General features: G+C 69.5%; 19 protein-coding genes. 9 read left to right on the forward strand and 10 right to left on the reverse strand.

Annotation, left to right across the window (positions count from 1 at the left end):
- Nucleotides 1-17: 17 nt before the first annotated feature.
- The 3 genes from ACIBVN_RS37385 to ACIBVN_RS37395 form a co-directional block, all read right to left on the reverse strand.
- Entirely contained in the window at nt 18-1,340 is a 1,323-nt protein-coding gene (locus tag ACIBVN_RS37385) for an enolase C-terminal domain-like protein (RefSeq protein ID WP_397144734.1), read from the reverse strand.
- A 3-nt stretch (nt 1,341-1,343) separates the two neighbouring features.
- Complete coding sequence (gene kdgD, locus ACIBVN_RS37390) at nt 1,344-2,258, reverse strand: 5-dehydro-4-deoxyglucarate dehydratase (protein ID WP_397144736.1); 915 nt, start codon at nt 2,256-2,258, stop codon at nt 1,344-1,346.
- A 68-nt stretch (nt 2,259-2,326) separates the two neighbouring features.
- Entirely contained in the window at nt 2,327-3,331 is a 1,005-nt protein-coding gene (locus ACIBVN_RS37395; protein ID WP_397144738.1) for a LysR substrate-binding domain-containing protein, read from the reverse strand.
- 135 nt (nt 3,332-3,466) lie between these two features.
- Here ACIBVN_RS37395 and ACIBVN_RS37400 point away from each other — a divergent pair, with 135 nt between their 5' ends.
- Genes ACIBVN_RS37400 through ACIBVN_RS37420 form a run of 5 tightly spaced genes read left to right on the forward strand, consistent with a single transcriptional unit; the run spans nt 3,467 to nt 8,198 of the window.
- Nucleotides 3,467-4,474 (forward strand): Bug family tripartite tricarboxylate transporter substrate binding protein, encoded by a 1,008-nt coding sequence (locus ACIBVN_RS37400; protein WP_397144740.1) that lies wholly within the window; start codon nt 3,467-3,469, stop codon nt 4,472-4,474.
- 16 nt (nt 4,475-4,490) lie between these two features.
- A complete protein-coding gene (locus ACIBVN_RS37405) occupies nt 4,491-4,979 on the forward strand; it encodes a tripartite tricarboxylate transporter TctB family protein (protein ID WP_397144742.1) in 489 nt (162 codons plus the stop codon).
- Between the two features lie 8 nt (nt 4,980-4,987).
- A complete protein-coding gene (locus ACIBVN_RS37410; RefSeq protein ID WP_397144744.1) occupies nt 4,988-6,514 on the forward strand; it encodes a tripartite tricarboxylate transporter permease in 1,527 nt (508 codons plus the stop codon).
- A complete protein-coding gene (locus ACIBVN_RS37415; RefSeq protein WP_397144746.1) occupies nt 6,511-6,906 on the forward strand; it encodes a universal stress protein in 396 nt (131 codons plus the stop codon). Before ACIBVN_RS37410 ends, ACIBVN_RS37415 begins: the two co-directional genes overlap by 4 nt.
- A complete protein-coding gene (locus tag ACIBVN_RS37420) occupies nt 6,903-8,198 on the forward strand; it encodes a glucarate dehydratase family protein (protein WP_397144748.1) in 1,296 nt (431 codons plus the stop codon). Before ACIBVN_RS37415 ends, ACIBVN_RS37420 begins: the two co-directional genes overlap by 4 nt.
- A gap of 48 nt (nt 8,199-8,246) precedes the next feature.
- Here the strand turns inward: ACIBVN_RS37420 and ACIBVN_RS37425 are convergent, their stop codons facing one another.
- Genes ACIBVN_RS37425 through ACIBVN_RS37435 form a run of 3 tightly spaced genes read right to left on the reverse strand, consistent with a single transcriptional unit; the run spans nt 8,247 to nt 11,291 of the window.
- Nucleotides 8,247-8,963, reverse strand: coding sequence for a FadR/GntR family transcriptional regulator (locus ACIBVN_RS37425; protein ID WP_397144750.1), 717 nt, complete (start codon nt 8,961-8,963; stop codon nt 8,247-8,249).
- A gap of 3 nt (nt 8,964-8,966) precedes the next feature.
- Nucleotides 8,967-10,160 (reverse strand): mandelate racemase/muconate lactonizing enzyme family protein, encoded by a 1,194-nt coding sequence (locus ACIBVN_RS37430; RefSeq protein WP_397144753.1) that lies wholly within the window; start codon nt 10,158-10,160, stop codon nt 8,967-8,969.
- 3 nt (nt 10,161-10,163) lie between these two features.
- Complete coding sequence (locus ACIBVN_RS37435) at nt 10,164-11,291, reverse strand: mandelate racemase/muconate lactonizing enzyme family protein (RefSeq protein WP_397144755.1); 1,128 nt, start codon at nt 11,289-11,291, stop codon at nt 10,164-10,166.
- A gap of 120 nt (nt 11,292-11,411) precedes the next feature.
- On the opposite strand from ACIBVN_RS37435, the gene ACIBVN_RS37440 reads away from it, so the two are divergent.
- Complete coding sequence (locus ACIBVN_RS37440) at nt 11,412-12,263, forward strand: DUF72 domain-containing protein (RefSeq protein ID WP_397144757.1); 852 nt, start codon at nt 11,412-11,414, stop codon at nt 12,261-12,263.
- Nucleotides 12,264-12,272: 9 nt separating this feature from the next.
- Here ACIBVN_RS37440 and cutA read toward each other — a convergent pair whose 3' ends face one another.
- Nucleotides 12,273-12,557 (reverse strand): divalent cation tolerance protein CutA, encoded by a 285-nt coding sequence (gene cutA, locus ACIBVN_RS37445; protein WP_349450368.1) that lies wholly within the window; start codon nt 12,555-12,557, stop codon nt 12,273-12,275.
- 213 nt (nt 12,558-12,770) lie between these two features.
- Here cutA and ACIBVN_RS37450 point away from each other — a divergent pair, with 213 nt between their 5' ends.
- Nucleotides 12,771-13,067, forward strand: coding sequence for a hypothetical protein (locus tag ACIBVN_RS37450; protein WP_397144760.1), 297 nt, complete (start codon nt 12,771-12,773; stop codon nt 13,065-13,067).
- On the opposite strand, the gene ACIBVN_RS37455 is transcribed toward ACIBVN_RS37450, so the two are convergent.
- The gene (locus ACIBVN_RS37455; RefSeq protein ID WP_397144762.1) at nt 13,031-13,897 is read right to left on the reverse strand and encodes a protein phosphatase 2C domain-containing protein; all 867 of its coding nucleotides are present in this window, start codon (nt 13,895-13,897) and stop codon (nt 13,031-13,033) included. The genes ACIBVN_RS37450 and ACIBVN_RS37455 overlap by 37 nt on opposite strands.
- Before the next feature lie 441 nt (nt 13,898-14,338).
- Here ACIBVN_RS37455 and ACIBVN_RS37460 point away from each other — a divergent pair, with 441 nt between their 5' ends.
- Nucleotides 14,339-15,265 (forward strand): aminoglycoside phosphotransferase family protein, encoded by a 927-nt coding sequence (locus ACIBVN_RS37460; protein WP_397144764.1) that lies wholly within the window; start codon nt 14,339-14,341, stop codon nt 15,263-15,265.
- A 62-nt stretch (nt 15,266-15,327) separates the two neighbouring features.
- Here ACIBVN_RS37460 and ACIBVN_RS37465 read toward each other — a convergent pair whose 3' ends face one another.
- Nucleotides 15,328-16,098, reverse strand: a complete 771-nt coding sequence (locus ACIBVN_RS37465) for an AraC family transcriptional regulator (RefSeq protein ID WP_397144766.1) — start codon at nt 16,096-16,098, stop codon at nt 15,328-15,330.
- A gap of 97 nt (nt 16,099-16,195) precedes the next feature.
- On the opposite strand from ACIBVN_RS37465, the gene ACIBVN_RS37470 reads away from it, so the two are divergent.
- Nucleotides 16,196-16,906 carry an alpha/beta fold hydrolase gene (locus ACIBVN_RS37470; RefSeq protein ID WP_397144768.1) on the forward strand — a complete coding sequence of 237 codons (711 nt, stop codon included), beginning with the start codon at nt 16,196-16,198 and terminating at the stop codon, nt 16,904-16,906.
- Between the two features lie 228 nt (nt 16,907-17,134).
- On the opposite strand, the gene ACIBVN_RS37475 is transcribed toward ACIBVN_RS37470, so the two are convergent.
- Nucleotides 17,135-17,884 carry a hypothetical protein gene (locus ACIBVN_RS37475; protein WP_397144770.1) on the reverse strand — a complete coding sequence of 250 codons (750 nt, stop codon included), beginning with the start codon at nt 17,882-17,884 and terminating at the stop codon, nt 17,135-17,137.
- Between the last annotated feature and the right edge of the window lie 509 nt (nt 17,885-18,393).

Genomic DNA, 18,393 nt, shown 5'->3' on the forward strand with positions numbered 1-18,393 from the left:
CGCCCGGCGGGCCGAGGTCAGCGGACGAGGCAGGGGCGTTTCGGGTCGAACGTCCAGCCCTTCACCAGGTACTGCATGGCCACGGCGTCGTCGCGGGCGCCCAGCCCGTGGCGGAGGTAGAGCTCGTGGGCCTCGGCCAGCGCCGCGCGGTCGAGCTCGACGCCGAGCCCGGGAGCGGTGGGCACGTCGATCGCGCCGTCCGTGATCTGGAACGGCCGGGTCGTGAGCGCCTGCCCGTCCTGCCAGATCCAGTGCGTGTCCAGCGCCGTGATCTCCCCGGGGGCGGCCGCTCCGACGTGCGTGAACATGGCCAGCGAGATGTCGAAGTGGTTGTTGGAGTGCGACCCCCAGGTCAGCCCGAAGTCGTGGCAGAGCTGGGCGACGCGGACCGAGCCGGCCATGGTCCAGAAGTGCGGGTCCGCGAGCGGGATGTCCACCGCGTTCGCGCGTACGGCGTGGGCCATCTCGCGCCAGTCCGTGGCGATCATGTTCGTCGCGGTGGGCAGGCCGGTGGCCCGCCTGAACTCGGCCATGGTCTCCCGGCTCGAGAAGCGGCCCTCGGCGCCGCACGGGTCCTCGGCGTAGGCCAGGACGCCGCCCAGCCCGCGGCACAGCCGGACCGCGTCGGCGAGCAGCCAGCCGCCGTTGGGGTCGAGGGTGACGCGCGCGTCCGGGAAGCGGCGGGCCAGCGCCCTGACCGCCTCGACCTCCTCCTCCCCGGCCAGGACCCCGCCCTTGAGCTTGAAGTCGGCGAAGCCGTAGCGCTCCTGCGCCGCCTCGGCCAGCGCGACCACCGCGTCGGGGGTGAGCGCCTCCTTGCGCCGCAGCCGGGACCAGCGGTCGTCGCCCGCGTCGTCCACCAGGTAGGGCAGATCGGTCTTCCCCGGGTCGCCGACGTAGAAGAGGTAGCCCAGCATCGGCACCCGGTCCCGCTGGCGGCCCTCGCCCAGCAGCTCGGCCACGGGCAGGCCGAGGTGCTGGCCGTGCAGGTCCAGCAGGGTCGACTCGAGGCCGGTGACCGCGTGGACGGTGGTGCGCAGGTCGAAGGTCTGGGCGCCGCGCCCGCCGGCGTCCCGGTCGGCGAACCGCGCCGCCACCGACCGCAGCAGGCTGCGGTAGCGCGCCACGGGCTGCCCGATCAGCAGCTCGGCCGCCTCCGAGATCGTCCGGCGGATCGCCTCGCCACCGGGCACCTCGCCGAGGCCGGCGCGTCCGTCGGAGTCGGTGGTGATGACGACGTTGCGGGTGAAGAAGGGTCCGTGGGCGCCGCTGAGGTTGAGCAGCATGCTGTCGTACCCGGCCACCGGGACGACCTCGACGCGCTGGATGGTGGGAGTCATGACCTAGCTGATCTTGTTGATGAGGGCGGTCAGTTCGGCGAGCTCGCCGTCGGTGAGGTTCTGCAGCGGCGGGCGCACCGGTCCAGCCGGACGTCCCACGGCGGCCAGGCCCGCCTTGATGATCGACACGGCGTACCCCTTCTGGCGGTCGCGGATGTCCAGGTACGGGACCAGGAACTCCTTGATCCGCCGGTAGACGGCCTCCCGGTTCTGGGCCCGGACGTCGGCGTAGAAGTCGAGCGCGTACTGCGGCACGAAGTTGAAGATCGCCGAGGAGTACGTGCTCATGCCGAGCTGGAGCAGCGGCAGCGCGAACGTCTCGGCCGTGGGCAGGCCGCCGATGTAGGCCAGGCGGTCGCCGACGGTGGCGTAGATGCGCGTGAGGTTCTCGATGTTGCCGACGCCGTCCTTGAACCCGACGAGGTTGTCGTTCCGGTCGGCCAGGGCGCTGACGGAGCGGTCGTTCAGGATCGCGTTGGCCCGGCTGTAGACGATGACGCCGAGGTTCGTGGCGCGGCAGACCGCGGAGACGTGCTCGACCAGACCGTCCTGCCCGGCCTCCGTGAGGTACGGGGGCATGAGCAGCAGCCCGTCGGCCCCCGCGGCCTCGGCGGCCTGGGCCTGCGCGACGGCGCTCGCGGTGCCGCCCGTGGCCGGGGCCACGACCGGGACCCTGCCGTTCACCTCGTCCACCGCCACCCGCACCACCCGGTCGATCTCGGCGGCGGTCAGCGAGAAGCCCTCGCCGGTGCCCCCCGCGGCGAACAGACCGGCCACCGGGTACGTGCTCAGCCAGGACAGGTGGTCACGGTAGCCCGCCTCGTCGAACTGCAGGTCCTCGGTGAAGTGCGTGACGGGGAACGACAGCAGGCCGCCCTTGAGCTGGGCGGCGAGCTCCTGCGGCGAGAAATTCGGCATGAACGTCCTCTGGTTTGCACGCGGCCGTGGGATCCCCCCGCACCGCCGGTAAGGCTGACGCCGTCAGGCTAGGAGGAGGGTGGATTCCTGTCCAAGTGCGATTCTGTATCCGACGATACCGACAGGGCATCGTCATGGCCCGGGCTCCGGAGCAGCTCGAGCACGCGCCACATGGCGGGATTGGTCGAGGCGTGGTTCCAGATGACGTGCAGCTCGACCGGCTCGCCGGCGTTGCCGCTTCTTCCAGGGACGTTCCTTCCCTGGCCGCCGTCCAGCGGGTCGCCGCCGCCCCGGATCAGATCGCAGAAGGCGATGCCCTCGATGCCGAGCGACCGCGCGCTGGCGGGCACCAGCGCCACGCCGCGTCCGGCCGCCACGAGGAGGGCGGCGGTGAGGATCTGATGCACCTGCTGCTCGATCCTGGGGTGGGCGTTGGTGAGGAACCGGACGGTCAGCTCGTGGAAGTAACGCGACTGCACGGGGTTGTAGCTGATGACCGGCAGGCCGTCGAAGTCGTCGGGGGCGAGCGGCCGGTCGAGGCCGGCGAGCGGATGGCCGACGGGGACCACGGCGCACAGCGGCTCGCGGAAGACGAGCCGGGAGTGGAGCGCGGCGATGTCGAAGGGCGGGCGGGCGAGGCCCATGTCGAGCTCGCCGCGCAGGATGCCGTCGACCTGCCCGGCGGTCACCCGTTCATGGAGGATGACGTCGATCTCCGGCAACTCCTCCGCGAGGCGGCGCAGGAGCCCGCCGAGCATGCTGATGGCCGAGACCGCGGTGAAGCCGAGCCGTACCGTGCCCGCGGCGCCCTTCGCGATGCGGCGCGCCCGGTCGCCCGCGGTGTCGACGAGCGTGAGCATGCGCCGCGCGTCCTCCAGGAAGCCGCGCCCGGCGTCGGTGAGCACCACGCGGCGGTTGTCACGTTCCAGAAGGGTCACGCCGATCGTGCGCTCCAGCTTCTGGATGTGGCGGCTGAGCGGCGGCTGCGTCATGCGGAGTCGATCGGCGGCCCGGCCGAAGTGGAGCTCCTCGGCGACCGCCACGAATGCCCGGATTTGATCGAGTGTTAGCATGATGCCCGCAGAGTATCACCTGATACCGAAATGAGCCTGGACAGGCATCGAGGCTGGTACCTAGTCTCCGGAGACTACAGAGCGGAAACCACCCCGTAACCTCCATACACACCGCTCGTACGAAGGAGAAAGTCCATGCCGACATCCCGGACGACCACCCGCCGCCTTCTCGTGGGTGTCATCGGCTCCGCCGCGGCGCTCGCGCTGACCGCGTGCGGCGGTGTCAAGACGACGTCCTCCGGTGGCGGTGACGGGAAATATCCGACGGGCAACATCGAGTTCAGCGTCGGCGCGTCCGCCGGCGGCTCGACCGACCTCATCACCCGGGCCCTGGCCCAGGGCATGGGCAAGGAGCTCGGCGTCTCCACACCGGTGCTCAACAAGCCCGGCGCGAACGGCGCGCTCAACGCCAAGGAGCTCCAGTCCGCCAAGCCCGACGGTTACAAGATCGCCATCCAGAACGCCTCGCTCTTCACCATCACGCCGCTCACGGTGTCGCCCGCCGAGGCCACGAAGATCGAGTCGTTCGACGTCATCACCGGCGTCTCCCGTGACGACTACATCATGGCGACCAACGCCCAGTCCGGCTACAAGTCCATCGAGGACATGAAGAAGGCCGGCAAGACGATCCGCTACGGCACGACCGGCGTCGGCACGGGCGCCCAGCTCGCCTCCGCGCTGACGTTCAAGACGGCCGGCATCGAGGCGACGGCCGTGCCCTTCGACGGCGGCGCCCCCGCGCTGACCGCCCTGCTCGGCAACCAGGTCGACGTCTCGACCATGCAGATCGGCGAGGCCGTCGAGAACATCAAGGCCGGCAAGCTCGTCCCGCTCGCGGTCTTCTCCGACAAGCGCATCCCCTACCTGCCGGACGTCAAGACGGCCAAGGAGCAGGGCTTCGACGTGCTGGTCACGCAGTACCGCTTCCTGACCGCGCCCAAGGGCACGCCCGAGGACGTCAAGGCCCGCCTGCTGGAGGCGGCCAAGAAGACGTTCGCCACGCCGGAGTACAAGAAGTTCAACGAGGAGAACTCGCTCACCCCGATGGAGGTCTCCCCGCAGGAGGTGCTCACCTCGCTGCAGAAGGACACCGCCACGTACAAGGAGCAGCTGAGCAAGTACGGCATCAACCTGGCCGGATGAGTTCCAAGGAGCGAGCATGTCCATGATCGACCCTCTCGAAGAGGTCGCCGAGGAAACCCGGCCGCCGCACGCGGGCCCCGTCTCGCAGGTGGCCGCGGCCCTGGTGGCGCTGGCCGTCGGCGTCGCCGGGGCGATCGGCTCCCTCGCGCTCGGGCTGGGGCGCCTCACCCAGCCGGGCCCCGGCCTGTGGCCGTTCGCCATCAGCGTCGTCATCGTCGTGCTGTCGGCGACGCTCGTCGTCACCGGCCGCGGGCTCCAGGACGCCGAGCGCTTCTCCAAGGCGAGCCTGCTCACCGCGGTCGGCGTGGTGACGCTCGTGCTGCTCGCGGTGCTGCTGCCGCTGATCGGCTTCGAGATCCCGTCGCTGCTGCTGGTGTTCGTCTGGCTGCGCTGGCTGGGCAAGGAGTCGTGGCGCTCCTCCATCGTGGTCAGCGTCGTGACCGTGGCCGCGTTCTACCTGCTCTTCGTCGTGCTGCTCCAGGTCCCGCTCCCGCGCCTCATCTGAGAAACCACATGGACATCTCCCCCATACTCAACGGCTTCGGCGTCGTCCTGGAGCCGAGCAATCTGCTCTACTGCCTCATCGGCGTCATCATCGGCATGCTCATCGGCGTGCTGCCCGGGCTCGGCCCCGGCGCGACGATCGCCATCCTGCTGCCGATCACGTACGGCATCGGGCCGGTCTCGGCGATCATCATGCTGGCGGGCATCTTCTACGGCGCCCAGTACGGCGGCACCATCACCTCGGTCCTGCTCCGCCTCCCCGGCGAGGCGTCCTCCGTGGTGACCGTCTTCGACGGGTTCGCGCTGGCCAGACAGGGCAAGGCGGGCACCGCGCTGGGCATCGCCGCCATCGGCTCCTTCGTCGGCGGGACCGTCTCGATCATCGGCCTGACGGTGCTGGCCCCGGTCGTGGCCGGGTTCGCGCTCGACTTCGGCCCGCCCGAGTACGCGGCCCTCGGCGTGCTCGGCGTGCTGCTGATCTCCTCGGTGGGCAACGGCAACAAGCTCAAGGCGATCATCGCGGCCTGCGTCGGCCTGTTCATCGCGACCGTCGGCCGCGACACCTTCACCGGCGCCGAACGGTTCACCTTCGACAGCCTGAACCTGGCCGAGGGCATCGACTTCATCCCGATCGCCATGGGCCTGTTCGGCCTCAGCGAGATCCTCTACAACCTGGAGGAACGGCACAACAAGGTGCACGCGCCGGCCAAGGTCGGCAACGTGTGGCCGTCCCGCCAGGACCTCGGCCAGGCCAAGGGCGCCATCGGCCGCGGCTCGCTCATCGGCTTCGTCCTGGGCGTCCTGCCCGGCGGCGGCGCGGTGCTGTCCTCGCTGGCGGCCTACGCCGTCGAGAAGCGGCGCGCCAAGCAGCCGGAGCGCTTCGGCCAGGGCGCCGTCGAGGGCGTGGCCGCGCCCGAGACCGCCAACAACGCCGCCGCCACGTCGTCGTTCATCCCGCTGCTGACCCTCGGCATCCCGGCGAACGCGACGATGGCCCTGATGTTCGGTGCGCTGCTCATCCAGGGCATCCAGCCTGGGCCGCAGCTCGTCACCGAGCACCCGGACGTGTTCTGGGGCGTCATCAACTCGATGTACATCGGCAACATCCTGCTGCTCATCATGAGCATCCCGATGGTCGGCGTCTTCGTGAAGATCCTGCGCGTGCGGCCCGCGATCCTGGCCCCGATCACGGTGCTCATCACGCTGCTCGGCGCGTACACCGTGAACAACCAGGTCTACGACATCTTCCTGGTCATCGTCTTCGGCCTGCTCGGCTACCTGATGAAGAAGTTCGGCTTCGAGCCGGGGCCGCTGGTGCTGGCGTTCGTGCTCGGCTCGATGATCGAGAACTCGTCGCGGCAGGCGCTGCTCATCTTCGGCGGCGACCCGACCGGCTTCTTCACCCGCCCCATCTCGGGAACGGTGCTCGCCCTGGTCGTGCTGGTCGCCTTCCTGCCGCTGATCCGCAAAGCCGTGCGCCGTCGCCGGAAGACCTCCGCTCCAGTTGACGCTCCAGTTGAGGAGAAGACGCCATGACGATCCTCGTCGGATACCTGCCCACGCCCGAGGGAGAGGCCGCGGTCGAGGCGGGCCTGCGCGAGGGCGCGCTGCGCTCCGAGCGCGTGATCATCGTGAACTCGCCGCGCCGCGGCGCGCCCGTGGACGAGCACAAGATCGACGACGCCGCATCCACCGCGCTGCTCGCCCGCGCGCGGGCCGCCGGCGTGGACGCGGAGGTACGCCAGCCGCTCCACGACGACGACCTGCCCGAGACGTTCGAGAACCTCATCAAGGAGACCGGCGGCACGCTCATCATCATCGGGCTGCGGCATCGGTCGCTGGTGGGCAAGTTCATCCTCGGCAGTGAGGCGCAGCGCATCCTCATGGAGGCCAGCGTCCCGGTCCTCACGGTCAAGGCGGCCCAGTGAGCGTGCTTTCCGGCGCGGTGAACGCGCGCAGCGGCGGGCGGATCAGCCGGGTCACCGTCACCCCGGTCGCCTTCCACGACCCGCCCCTGCTCAACGTCGTCGGCGTGCACCAGCCGTTCGTGCTGCGCGCCATCGTCCAGGCGCACACCGACTCGGGGCTGGTGGGGCTGGGCGAGACCTACGCCGACCAGGCACACCTCGACCGCCTCGGCGCCGTCGCCGCCGCCCTGCCGGGCCTTGACGTGTTCGACGCCCACGGGCTCCGGCGCGTCGTCGAGGAGACGCTCGGCGCGTCCACCGGCGGCGCGGGCGCGAGCTTCGGCGGCATGCTGGAGGTCTCCAGCGCCGTCGACACCGTGGCCGCGCCCTTCGAGGTGGCGCTGCTCGACCTGCAGGGCAGGACGCTCGGCCGCCCGGTCAGCGACCTGCTCGGCGGCGCCGTACGCGACCGGGTGCCGTTCTCCGCCTACCTCTTCTACAAGTGGGCGGGTCACCCCGGCCAGGACGAGGACTCCTGGGGGCGGGGCGTCACGCCCGAGCAGATGGTGGCCCAGGCCCGGCGGATGGTGGCCGACTACGGCTTCACCGCCATCAAGCTCAAGGGCGGCGTCTTCGAGCCCGCGCACGAGGTCGAGACCGTCGAGGCGCTGGCCGCCGCCTTCCCCGGCCACGCGCTGCGCATCGACCCCAACGGCGCCTGGACCGTGGACACCTCCATCAAGGTGGCGCAGCGGCTGGCCGGCGTCCTGGAGTACCTCGAGGACCCGACGCCCGGCATCGACGGCATGTCGGAGGTCGCCCGGCACACCGACATCCCCCTCGCCACCAACATGTGCGTCATCGCGTTCGAGCACCTGAAGCCCGCCGTGGCCGCGGACGCCGTACAGGTCGTCCTGTCCGACCACCACCTCTGGGGCGGGCTGCGGCGCTCGGCGCTGCTTGGCGGCATCTGCGAGACGTTCGGCATGGGGCTGTCGATGCACTCGAACTCCCACCTCGGCGTCAGCCTCGCCGCGATGACCCACCTCGCGGCCGCCACCCCCAACCTCACCTACGCCTGCGACACGCACTACCCGTGGAAGAGCGAAGAGGTCGTCAAGCCGGGGGTGCTGGAGTTCCGCGACGGCAGCGTGGCCGTGCCGACCGGCCCCGGCCTCGGGGTGGAGCTGGACGAGGACGCGCTGGGGGTGCTGCACGAGCAGTACGTACGGTGCGGGCAGCGCGGGCGCGAGGACACGGCCTACATGCGCACGGTGGTCCCGGACTTCACCCCCAACAAGTCCCGCTGGTAGCCCGCCCACGCCAGGCCCGCACGGGGAGCGCTCGAGCGGCCGGCGTGGTCAGGGGGCTTGGAGACGGGCCCGGGAGTTGGACAGGTGGAGCCGCATCGCGGCCCGTGCCGCCGCCGCGTCCTGGTCGGCGATGGCGCGGTAGATGTTCTCGTGCTCCAGCGTCACCCGGGTGAGGTGCGTGGCGTCCGACACCGTGTACGCGTGCTCCAGCCGCGTGCGCGGCAGCATGATCACCATCGGCCCGAACGACGCCAGCAGGTCGGAGTAGAACCGGTTGCCCGAGGCGAGCGCGATCTTGAGGTGGAACTGGAAGTCGGCCTCGACGGCGCTGCTCGGTTGCTCGCCGGAGCGCCCGAGGTCGACCAGGGCCCGTTCGATGGCCTTGAGCTGCAGGTCGGTACGGCGCTCCGCGGCCAGCCCCGCCGACTCCGACTCGACACCGATCCGGAAGTCGATCATGTCGAGCACGTCGCGGTGCGTCCGGATCTGCGACGCCTCCACGGAGAAGGTCGTGGAGGCGGGCACTGCCAGCACGAACGAGCCGCGGCCCTGGAAGGTCTCGACGAGGCCCGCCGCCTGGAGCCGCGAGATGGCCTCGCGGACCACCGTGCGGCTCACGCCGAACTCCTCGACCAGCGAGGACTCGGTCGGCAGCTTCTGGCCGGGCTGGATCTCGCCGGCGAGGATGCGCGCCTTGAGCCGTTCGACGAGCTCATGCGCGAGCCCGCGCCCGCTGTCGCGATCGAGCCTCTGATCTGGCGACACGGCTCACAACCTACCTGGCGACGACTCGGAACTCGACCTCGCCGAGCCACCACCCCGTGGCCGCGTTGCCGGGGCTGAGGCTCGGAACTCGACCTCGCCGAGCCGCCACCCTGCGGCCTCCTCGGCCAGGCTGAGGCCGAGACCCGGGCGGTCGGGCACCCGCATGCGCCCGCCCTCGAGCTCGAGCCGCTCGTCGAACAGCGGCGAGAGCCACTCGATGTGCTCCACCCAGGACTCGCGCGGGTAGGCGGCGGCCAGGTGGACGTGGATCTCCATCACGAAGTGCGGCGCGACCTGCAGGTGGGCGTGATCGGCCAGCGCGACGACCTTGAGGTAGGGCGTGATGCCACCCACCCGCGGCACGTCGGGCTGGAGATAATCGGCGGCGCGCAGGTCGATGAGGCGCACGAGGTCGGGCACGCTGGAGAGCATCTCGCCGGTGGCGATCGGCGTGTCGAGGGCGGCTGCCAGCTGCGCATGCCCCTCGGCGTCATAGGCGTCCAACGGCTCCTCGATCCACACGAGCCCGAACTCCTCCACCGCCCGCCCGAACCGCAACGCCGTCGCACGATCCCACTGCTGATTGGCATCCACCATCAACGGCACATCGTCCCCGATATGCTCCCGGACCGCCGCCAGCCGCCGCAGATCCTCCCTCGTGTCCGGCTGCCCCACCTTGATCTTGATCCCGCCGATGCCGTCCCGGAGAGACCGTTCCGACTTCTCTTTGATCTCCTCGATCGGCGCCTGGAGATAACCCCCGGACGTGTTGTACGTCCGCACGGAGTCGCGGTGGGCCCCCAGCAGCTTCGCCAGCGGCAACCCCGCGCGATTCGCCTTCAGATCCCACAGCGCGACATCGACCGCCGCCAGCGCCTGCGTGGCCACGCCGGAACGACCGACCGACGCGCCCGCCCACAGCAGCCGGTCGTAGATCCCGCCGATGTCGGAAGGATCCTGGCCGAGGAGATCCTCCCCGACCTCCTCGGCATGGGCGAACTGTGCCCGGCAGCCCGCCCGGGTCGTGTAGGAGAACCCGAGCCCCGCCAAGCCGTCACGAGTCGCGACCTCACAGGTCAGAACGTCGATCTGGGACAGGGGCCGCTGGCGGCCAGTGGCGACCTTGGCGTCGCTCACCGCGTACGCGAGCGGCACGGCGTAGTGGCCGAACCGTACCGACTCGACGCGGTCGCCCACGGGTCAGGCCTTCCCGAACTCGACGCTGTCGACGGTCCACTTGCGGCACTGCTCGCTGAGCGTGAAGCCGAGCCCTGGCCGGTCGGGCACGAGCATGCGGCCGTCGCGCGTCTCGAGCCGCTCGTTGAACAGGGGGTTGAGCCATTCGAAGTGCTCGACCCAGGGCTCGCGCGGGTAGGCGGCGGCCAGGTGGAGGTGGATCTCCATCGCGAAGTGGGGTGCCAGCTGCAGCCCCGCGTGGTCGGCCAGGGTGGCCAGGCGGAGGAAGGGCGTGATCCCGCCGACGCGCGGGGCGTCCGGCTGGATGATGTCGGCGGCGCGCGCCTCGATGAGGCGGACGTGCTCGGCGACGCTGGAGAGCATCTCGCCGGTGGCGATCGGCGTGTCGAGGGCGGCGGCCAGCTGCGCATGCCCCTCGGCGTCATAGGCGTCCAACGGCTCCTCGATCCACACGAGCCCGAACTCCTCCACCGCCCGCCCGAACCGCAACGCCGTCGCACGATCCCACTGCTGATTGGCATCCACCATCAACGGCACATCGTCCCCGATATGCTCCCGGACCGCCGCCAGCCGCCGCAGATCCTCCCTCGTGTCCGGCTGCCCCACCTTGATCTTGATCCCGCCGATGCCGTCCGCGAGCGACCGGCTCGCCCGCGCCTTGACCTCTTCGATCGGCGCGTGCAGGAAGCCACCTGAGGTGTTGTACGTCCGCACCGAGTCGCGGTAGGCCCCCAGCAGCTTCGCCAGCGGCAACCCGGCACGCTTCGCCTTCAGGTCCCACAGCGCGATGTCGATGGCGGCCAGCGCCTGCGTGGCCACGCCGGAACGGCCGACCGACGCGCCCGCCCACAGCAGCACGTCGTACACCTTGCCGATGTCGGAGGGATCCTGGCCGAGGAGATTCTCCCCGACCTCCTTGGCATGGGCGTACTGCGCCGGCCCGCCCGCCCTCTTGGAGTAGCTGAAGCCGGTGCCCTGATGGCCCTGCTCCGTCGAGATCTCGGCGAAGAGGAAGGCGATCTCGGTCATCGGCTTCTGCCGTCCGGTGAGGACCTTGGCGTCGCTGATGGGGACGTCCAGCGGAAGCGTGACGGAGGAGAGTGAGACGTGGCGGATGCGGTCGGCGGCCATGGCGGTCCAAGCGGTCGGCGGTATGGATGTTGTCAGTCATCATACGAAGCCATCACTCGTATGACAACCTTCGGCCAAGGCCGCGACGGCGTCTCGGCGGATCTCCGATACCGTCGAGCCATGCGGCTTCATGTGGGATGCGCGATGTGGACTCACGCGCGCTGGCCAGGTCGTTTCCTGCCCGAGCAGCTCCCTCCGGGCGAGCGCCTGCGCTCGTACGCGACCTGGTGCGACGCCGTGGAAGGCAACACGACCTTCTACGCGACCCCGACAAGGAGCACGGTCGACTCCTGGGCCCGCCAGACCACCCCTGACTTCCGCTTCGTCGTCAAACTCCCCAAGGTCATCACGCACGAACGCCGCCTCACCGAAATCAACGAGGACCTTCACTCCTTCCTGGACGCGATCGAGCCGTTAGGACCCAGAGCCCACGCCCTGTGGGTGCAGCTTCCCGGCTCGTTCGCGCCGGGCGACGCCGGCGTCCTGGCCGCCTTCCTCCGCCGGCTCCCCCGCTCGTACAGGTACGCCGTCGAGGTCCGCCACCGCGCGTTCTTCGAGGACGAGCGGTCGGAACGGCTCCTGGAACGCGTCCTGGCGGCCGTGGACGCCGAGTGGGTCCCGTTCGACACGACGGCCCTCTTCCAGAGCCCGCCGACGAGCGACGCCGAACGCGACGCGTGGACCAAGAAACCCCGCGTCCCGCGCCGCATGCGCGCCCTCACGGCCCACCCGATCGTCCGCTATCTGGGGCGGGACGCGGAGTCCCGTACGGTCGAGGGCTGGCAGGCGTGGCTGGGCACGGTCACGGAGTGGCTGAGGGAGGGCCGTTCCCCCACGTTCTTCCTCCACACGCCCGACAACGCCGACGCGCCGCGGCTGGCCCGCGCCTTCCACGAGGCCGTACGCACCCGCCTGCCGGAGCTGGCTCCCCTGCCCGAGCCCCAGCCGATAGACCCGTTGACCCTCTTCTGACCCTTGAGACTAATCCCGGCATTCCCCCAAAACGGGAAATGTCAAGATAGGGATTGCCTCGTCGGTGTGATGCTTGCGAATATGCTCGACGATCGCCGCCAACCGCGGCTCCGGCACCTTGACCGCCAGTTGCCAGGCACTCGCCTGTTCGATCCCCGACTCTCCGCGGACGAGCCTGGTCACCTCGGCGATGTCGATCGAGGCGGCGAGCTCGGCGTGCAGCAGGCTGTACGCCAGCTGGGAGGCTTTCTTGTGCCCTTCGATGGTTATATGCGCCTCGACAAACTCCACCATGAGCCGTCCTCTGCAAAGAATCGGATTGTCGACCGCAGAGTAAGCCAGCCGCCTGCCATTTGACTTCCAAAAACCGAGAAAGGACCCTCCGGTCTTGACCACGAGGAGGGCGTGGAGACATTGACCCCCGGGGAGGGGGGTCCTGCGCCACGGACCTATGGTGAATGGAGAGAAGCGCAACCAAGCCGCATCTGTGTTGCAGAGGAGGCTGCGATGAGGGAGCACTTCGTCTGGGTGACGGTCCGCCGCATCAAGCCGGGCGCGTTGGAGCAATTCGAAAGGGCATGGCGCCCCGATCCGTATCCGGAGGGGCTGCGCCAGGCCTACGCGTACTGGTCCGAGGACGGACAGGAGATCACCGGGGTGTCGTTCTGGGACTCGAAGGAGGCGTGCGACTCCTGGCGGACCTCCGAGGGCGAGGCACACCGACGTGAGGTCATGGCCCCCTACGTCCTTGAGGAGCGGGAAGGCTTCTACCGCGGCCGCGAGCTCGGCGTCCCCGTGCGTTGACTGCTCCCCGGCTTGGAACCGGGGAGGTAGACGGCCGCGATGTCATCCGTCCTCTTCGCCCGCGGCCACCGCTCGCCGTCCGGATCGCTCGCCTCCGCCGCGCGTACCCGGTCGAACAGCCGCTCGGGTGCCTGCGACCCGAGGATGTCGAGTGCGTCGGCGAACTCGCCCAGCCCGAACTCGACGAACCGCGTGGCACCGTCGCTCAGCAAAGCGATGCGCCGCACCTGCTCGGCCGGGAAGTCGCCGGTCAGCGCTTCGTGTGCGGCCGCCGGCGCGCCGGCGGCGGTCGGGTAGCCGCCGCGCCGGTTCCGCATGCGACGCAGGTGCTCCACGAACCGGATGCGCGCCGCCTGGTGCCCGGGTGTGCCGGTGGGCAGGGCGGCCATGGCCTTCCACAGGTCCACGCCGACTGCGTCGATTCGCCGATCTGAGACGGTGACGATCTCGCCGCCGACGTCGGCGACGAACGTGGAGTCGCCGAGCACCAAATACTCGACCTTGTCCTCGGCGCGCCGGGCCATGACGACGGTGCTCGCCGGCGTACCGGGGTGGGTGAGGTCGCACGAGCGGTCATGCAGTTCCGCCACGGCCTTGATGGCCGCCGCCAAGACCTCCGTGAGCGCCACGCCGGGGTCGCTCATGCGCAGGATCAGGCGGTCGCCGAGCTGGTTCACATACCAGGCGGTGCCGTGCCGGCAGCCGGTAGGCAGTTCGGCAGGTCCCCCTGCGCCGTCCAGGAGGACCGCTCGGACAGAGGTCCCGCTGGCGGCGGCCACGTAGTCCTCGTTGGGTTTGTCGACGCGACCGGGTCTCGTGTGGAGGTACAAGCGCGATCCTTCGGACGGCCATAACCGCATCCAAGCCTCCCGTCGCCGCGGCACCAGTCACGATTGTGACTTTCGCCCTGCCCCGCCGTCCATCCTGCGATCACCCCTTCCCTGGATCCCGTTTGTGCATCTATAACGGGAATGATAATCATTTCTTCGACATCCGACCAGAGGGAGACGGCAGTGGCATACCTGTTAGCGCATCCGGGGGTGCGGGCCACTGACTGTGACAGTGCGGGCGGCTTGTCGTCCGATAGGAAGCCCAAAAAGGCGCATGCCGTTCCTTCGCCGGCGAGATTAGCCAGTCACGGCATTTGTCCAGATGTGATCACGTCCGAGTAGGGTGGGGGCATGCTTTGACGCCTGCCCGATAATCGGGCACCTCCATGATCTCCTTCGTTCGTCGCACCCGACCCTGGACCCACGAAGGAGATTCTTTCCATGAACACGTCGACCTACATCGACGTTCCTGACGCGTTCGCCGCGTCCTACGGCGCGCACGGCGCCGAAGCGCGCGACTGGATCGCCGACCTGCCCCGCCTCGGCGGCGACTTCCTGGACCGCTGGGAACTGCGGCCCGACGGCCCGGCCGCACACGGCATGGCCTCGCTGGTCCTGCCCGTGCTTCAGGCCGACGGCACACCCGCCGTCCTCAAGCTTCAGCAGCTCAGGGAGGAGACCGCCGGCACCGCCACCGGCCTGCGGGCGTGGGGCGGCAACGGCATTGTGCGCCTGCTCGACCATGACCAGGACAGCGGCACCCAGCTGCTGGAACGCCTGGATGCGGCCCGGCCTCTGTCCTCTGTGGCCGACGACGACGCGGCCATGCAGATCCTGGCCGAACTGATGGCCCGCCTGACCTCGGTACCTGCCCCGGGGGATCTGCGGCAGCTGTCCGACATCGCGGCGGCCATGCTCGACCAGGTCCCGCAGGCCGTACCGACACTGCGCGACCCTGGCGAACAGCGGTTGGTGCGCACCTGCGCGTCCGCCGTGGCCGAACTGGCCGGTGAGCCTGGCAACCGCCTGCTGCACTGGGACCTGCACTACGACAACGTCCTGGCCGCAGAACGGGAACCCTGGCTCGCCATCGACCCTGAACCGCTGGCCGGGGACCCGGGGTTCGAGGTGCTGCCGGCCCTGGACAACCGGTGGGAGGAGGTGGAGGCCACCGGTGACGTGACGCGGGCGGTGCTGCGCCGCTTCGACCTGCTGACCGAGGTCCTCGGTCTCGACCGGAGGCGAGCAGTCGGCTGGACCCTCGGCCGCGTGTTGCAGAACGCGCTGTGGGACATCGAAGACGCAAAGGCCACGCTCGAACCTGCCCAAGTCGCCATCGCCACGGCGCTGCTGCGCCGGCGGGCATGAGAGGAGGGACGGCCACAACCTGTTCATCGGCAAGGGCGATAAGCCCACGCTGCCGAGCAGGCTCAAGGCTTTGCCCTGGCGGTGGACTGGCGACTGGTCCGGTAGCGGCCCGGGGTCGTTCCGATGATGTTGGTGAACGCTGCGATGAAGCTGCTGGGGTTGGCCCATCCGCAGGCGTAGGCAGTTTGGGTGGTGTCGTGGCCGTCGGCGAGGAGCACGAGCGCATGGTAGACGCGTAGCTGCGTGCGCCACTCATAGAAGGTCATGCCGAGTTCGTTGCGGAACAGCCGGCTGAGGGTGCGGGTGCTGGCTCCGATTGTCTTCCCGAGTTCGGCCAACGTGGCGTTGTCTGCCGGCGTCTCGTACAGCATCCGGGCGATGGCCTGCAGCCGGTCGTCCCGTGGCTCCGGCAGGTGCAGTGGCTGTTCGTGTGCTTCGCGGAGTTCATCGACGAGGACTCGAAGAAGGCGAGAGCGCGCGGAGCGGCTGTAGTAAGGCGCGGCGTCGTCGTAATTGCGGGGGCCGGTCAGGGCGAGCAGGACCTCGCGGGCGAGGTTGGAGGCCAGGAACACGGCGGGATGGTCTGGTATGAGCCGGGCGAGGGATGGCGCGAGAAAGACGATCCGCATATCGGTGTCGCCGTGGGCGCGGTGGTAGTGCGTGAACCCGGCGGGGGTCCAGGCGACCCGGTTGGCGGGCACGATCGACGTGCCGCGCTCGGTGTGAACTGCCAAGATGCCGCTGGCTGCGTATACCAGGTGTCCCCGTGCGTGCGACTGCACTGCGCTTGCTTCGCCGGCCAGCCACACCTTGATCCGGTGACGCTCCTCCATGCGGAGTGGTCTTCGGTCGCGCAGAGCGCCCGGCCGAACCACATGTCATCGAGGCAGCGTGCCTCGATGCCGCGGCTTGAGAGAGAAGGAGAAACGCATGGCGACGTTCGTCCTCGTACCCGGCGGTTGGAAGGGCTCCTGGGCGTATGAGGCGGTGATTCCGCTGCTGGAGCGTGCCGGTCATACCGTTCACGCCCTGACCCTGACCGGTCTGCGACCAGACGACGACAACGCGACGGTCGCGACCGCTAACCTCGACACACACGCCGACGACGTACTGCGGCTCCTCGATCGTGCCCACATCACCAGCGCGACGCTGGTCGGCCACAGCTACGCCGGGATGGTGATCGCCGCCGCCGCCGATCGCGCCGACGGGCGGATCTCACGGCTGGTGCATCTCGACGCCTTCGTCCCGCGCGATGGCGAGTCGTGGTGGTCGTCGGCGAACGAGTACTTCCGGGAAGTGATCGCGGTCGGCGCCGCGAGCACCGGCTACGCCGTCCGACCGCCGGACGGCGGCGATCCCCGCCGCCGTCCCCATCCCCTCGCCTCGTTCCTGCAGACGATCCGGCTCACCGGCGCGCACGCCCAGGCCCCCCGCCGGGAGTTCGTCTACTGCTCGGGATGGGAGGACCGGACGCCGTTCGCTGAACTCCGCACCCGACTCCAAGCCGATCCCGAGTGGCAGGTCCACGACCTCCCAACCGGCCACGACGCAATGCATGAGGCCCCGGAGGCGGTCGCTGCACTACTGCTCGGCGAATGCATCGCGGATGCGTCGACGCACAGACGACAAGCGTGCCGTTGAGGGCCGCACAAGCCCAGTTCATCCGGCCCCCAATCATTCATGCCGTCGTCTGGGGCCACGGCGTCCCCGGGGGCCACTTACTCGCGCGCATGGCCGAGATCGGGAGGCCGTGTCGGGACAGTCCAACCCCAGTGCCGATATGCGGGCACGGAGCGCGCCGACGACAATTGATGCCCGTACGGCGTGCATGTGGCGCATGAACGGCCCCATCACTGAAGTAGCGCGAAGTCACCGAAGGTGGCGCCGATGAAGGCGCTGCCCTCTCGCTCGGGCGCTGTACTTCAGGTCTCCCAACGCAAGGACCTTCGTCGGGCTCATCCAGCCCTGCGAGGGCTTGTGAAGCCCCCAAACGTCGCCAAGGGTGACTGCGGCGTGCTGCGCGGCTCCATCGGCATCCCGCCAAACCAGGACGGTCCCTGGCTCGTCGTCGTGTCCTCCCCCGGCGGTGTGCTCGGCGAGCCAGTCTTCGAAGGGCTCGCGGAGCATCCACATGTCCTCCGCGCCCTCGACACCGCACGCCGCCATCACCGTGCCAAAGCAGTTCGGGCCGCTCCGCCTGGGAAAGGTCCCGGCAAGGCGACGCGCCCCCGGGAGCATGGAGGCGATGGCGCCCCACGTAGCAGGGGCAACCTCGCCATGTCTGCTGGGGCGGCGTCCCTTCTCGACGTACTTGATGACCGTCTCGACCGCACGCCCGGCGATCGAGGTGGGCCAATGGTGCGGCACGGGTTGACTGCGCCTGACCGAGACCGGCAGCCGACGCGCGTCGTCCTCCGACAGCCACACGAGTGCTGACGCATCCAGGCCGTAGAGACAGAAGGTGTCCCTGACCTCGGGCGTGAGCCGGTTCCGGTCATCATCGAGATCGAGTGAGTCAGCGAGATCCAGCGGGATCACAAATGGCTGCACGTGCGGCGCGAACCACCCGAGCCACCGGCTGATCAGGTCGTCGGGCACCTCGATCCCCAACGCGAGCACGACGTCACTCCGAACTCGGACTGCTCGGCCAAGCTCACCCATGTACGTCACCACTTGCCTGATCGTGTCCGGTGCTGTGCCGAATCGCTCTCCTTGCCCCGCCGACGTGACCGGGGCCCAAGGCATCTCATCGCTTTCCTCGCCCGAACGCCTGATACTCCTCACCTCGCACCTGCGGCGCAGCGCGCGCGGACCGCCTCGGGGGCGGCCGAACGCCGATTCCAGACCAGCGGGGCGGTGCGGCATCGGTCAGGCACAACGAGGCGATCGCGGCGCGGATACGCGTGCCAGCCGGCGTTTCGCGTCCGGCCACAGCGTTGCCGTCGCCGCTTCGTGAGAAGCCTTGCCAGGTCCTGCGGGCCACAAAAGGCGAAGGCAAGGAGATCCTTTCCCTTGCCACTTCTACCGTATAGCGCACCGGGGGGCTTGCGGCAAGACCCGGATCTTGCCGCAGAATCGTCGGCCGAGGCCAATAACTGCGGAACGGGGGTTCGGCGTGCGTGCGCCGT

Origin of the sequence: Nonomuraea sp. NPDC049400 (assembly GCF_044466425.1) — a bacterium.
In the GTDB taxonomy this organism is placed as follows: domain Bacteria; phylum Actinomycetota; class Actinomycetes; order Streptosporangiales; family Streptosporangiaceae; genus Nonomuraea.